The organism is Frankia sp. AgKG'84/4 (assembly GCF_023242965.2).
In the GTDB taxonomy this organism is placed as follows: Bacteria; Actinomycetota; Actinomycetes; order Frankiales; family Frankiaceae; genus Frankia.
In genome coordinates this window covers 1-2,285 of sequence record NZ_JALKFU020001270.1, presented here as the reverse complement: position 1 = coordinate 2,285, position 2,285 = coordinate 1, and the positions used below count along the sequence as shown (strand labels likewise).

2 protein-coding genes are annotated in these 2,285 nt (G+C 72.4%); both read right to left on the bottom strand.

Going from position 1 to position 2,285, the window contains the following annotated elements:
• Positions 1-1,143 precede the first annotated feature (1,143 nt).
• Entirely contained in the window at positions 1,144-1,935 is a 792-nt protein-coding gene (locus tag MXD58_RS29530; protein ID WP_248841077.1) for a metallophosphoesterase family protein, read from the bottom strand.
• A partial coding sequence (locus MXD58_RS29525) for a BON domain-containing protein (RefSeq protein ID WP_250611424.1) occupies positions 1,932-2,285 on the bottom strand: 354 nt, incomplete at its 5' end. The genes MXD58_RS29525 and MXD58_RS29530, both read right to left, overlap by 4 nt.

Here is a 2,285-nt window from a genome sequence, read left to right as displayed (position 1 = left end):
CTCTTGCGGTCGGCCGTGTCCGCCGCGCGGTCCCCGCCCGGCTGGGCGGCGCGGCTCGGCCGGACCATGCGACGAGACACTCTGGTGCGGCGTGACGGGGCGGCCTCGCCCGATCGGGCGGCGTCGGCGGCCGCTCGGGCTTCCCGCCGGTCTGGGCGGGATCCGTCCGTGGCAGCGTCGTCTCGAAAGACGACGTCACGCCTGGTAGCGATACGAGGCCGTCGATCCAGCACGGTGCGTCCCATGCCTGGTCTGTGCCCGGACCACGCGAAGGTCATGCCGCCGCCCTCCTGCGACGAACTACATTTCTCCTCAGCCGTGAATCTCGCTGTCTCGTAGCGGTTTTCCCGTCCGCGGCGCCGCTGCCGCGCCCGCTGCCCGGCCCGGGGCGCCCCCACCTCCAGCCCGGACAACGCCGAATGATCTACGACCTTCCGTGACCGCGGCCGTTCCACCGCGCCGGCGGTTCGCTACCTCCCGTGCCGTGTGTCACCTGCCCGCCGTGCCCGCCAGGCGGCCGAGCCGATGAAGTCACGGCGAGTGATGCGGGGGGATCGCTCCCTGCCGCGCACGGCAGGGACGCGTGGGAGCGGGCAGCCGGCTGGCGACGAAGGCCAGGCAGGTGGCACTGCGTGCCGGCCGGGTGGCGACGGACGGGCCCGCGGCGTCGGCGGGCGCACTCGGCGTGCCGAGCGACCGGTGTCCCGGCGGCGCGACCGCATTCTCGTGCAGATGGCTGGGCGTCTCGTCCGGGGAAGGTGCACGTTCGGCGGGAAACAACGTGGTCGGGCGCTGACCGGGATCATCAGCATTCGGCGGGTCGTTCCGCCCGGACCGGACCGGTGCCCCAAACGGACCATGGGCCGCGTGGTCGCGCGGCCCGAGCGGGCCACCGTCACGGGGGTGGTCCACGCGGGGCATCCGGGGACCGGGCGACCGGCCCGTTCGGGGCTCCCGCACGGGCCGAGTGGGCAGCACGGCTCCGGCGCCTCCCCCACTCGGGTCATGAGACGACGTGGGGCGGCTCGGCGCGTCTCCCCTGTCCGGGCCGGTGGAATTAGCCCAAACGCACCAGGTCGGCGGGCGAGCCGGCCGGCGCGGTCCGGGCCACGGCGATCCGGCCAGGCACCGCGCCCGCCCGGGTCACGGCACCAAGGGAGCGGCCAGCTCCGCCGAGTGCGGTGGTGTCCGGGCCGGCGGGCTTTTGGCATCAATGGTCGTCCGTACGCCGATCTCATACAGCGCACAGGCCTTTCCGATCACCGGTCGGGCGACATTGCGAACAGGTACTCCGCCTGCCGTCGATCCACGCTCCGAACCAGCGTGCGCATGACCGTGCAGGGCGAGATCAGCGCGGCCGGCATCCATCGCCTCGGCGAGGTGGTAGCAGCCGAGGAAGGGATAGATCTCCGCCCGCTCCCCGATGAGGGTGTCCGGCACCGGCGCGTAATGGGTCAATGCCACGCGAATATCACAGTCCATCGCTTCAAGGGCGAACCGCAGATTATTCGCTACATCCCGGGCATGCCGGATGAACGCCTTCATCAGCGGCTCACCGAAGTCCGAACCGCTCGCCCCAGCAAAGCCTCCGCCAAACCCTTTGACCCCGGCCACTCCGAGCCGCACTCCGCCGATGTCGAGGATCGTTGCGGCACCTTCCAGAACCGTGGCCCCGGCCGCGGTGAGTATCGCGGTGATCTCCTCCTCGGCGTCGCCGTGGTAGTCGTGGTTGCCCAGCACGGCGATGACAGGGATCTCCGCCTGCGCGATCTCCGCCGCCACCACCTCGGCCTCCTCGGGCCGGCCGTGCTGGGTGAGGTCGCCGGCGAGCAGCAGCACGTCCGCGCGCCCGACCAGGTCACGCAGCACCGGCGCGAAGGTCCCGGCGCTGTCCGTACCGAGATGGATGTCGCCGACCGCGGCGATTCGGATCATGGGATGGTCTCCACGTTCGCCGGTCCGTCGGCCGTGGTCCGGCCGGTGATGGTGATGTCGTTGCGCACCGGGCGCCCGGGTGCCGCCTCGGTGATCACCTGGGCAGCCGCCCGGCGACGGGCGTCCGTCGCGACCTCGCCCGCCACGAGGATGTATCCCTCCCGGACGGCCACCTCCAGCCCCAGCTCCGCCACCCGCGGGTCCTCGGCGAGCAGTTCATGCAGGTCACCGGCCAGATATTCGTCGGCTTCGGTGGGATCGACCGCCAGGCGAACGGCCGGCGGGGCAAGCGCGGCCGCCGGGACGCCGCCGCGGCGCCGGTTCGGGGCGACGTCGTGGATGCAGAGGAC

Coding starts and splice junctions, on each gene's coding strand:
- MXD58_RS29530 (WP_248841077.1), bottom strand. CDS start 1,935: ATGATCCGAATCGCCGCGGTCGGCGACATCCATCTCGGTACGGACAGC.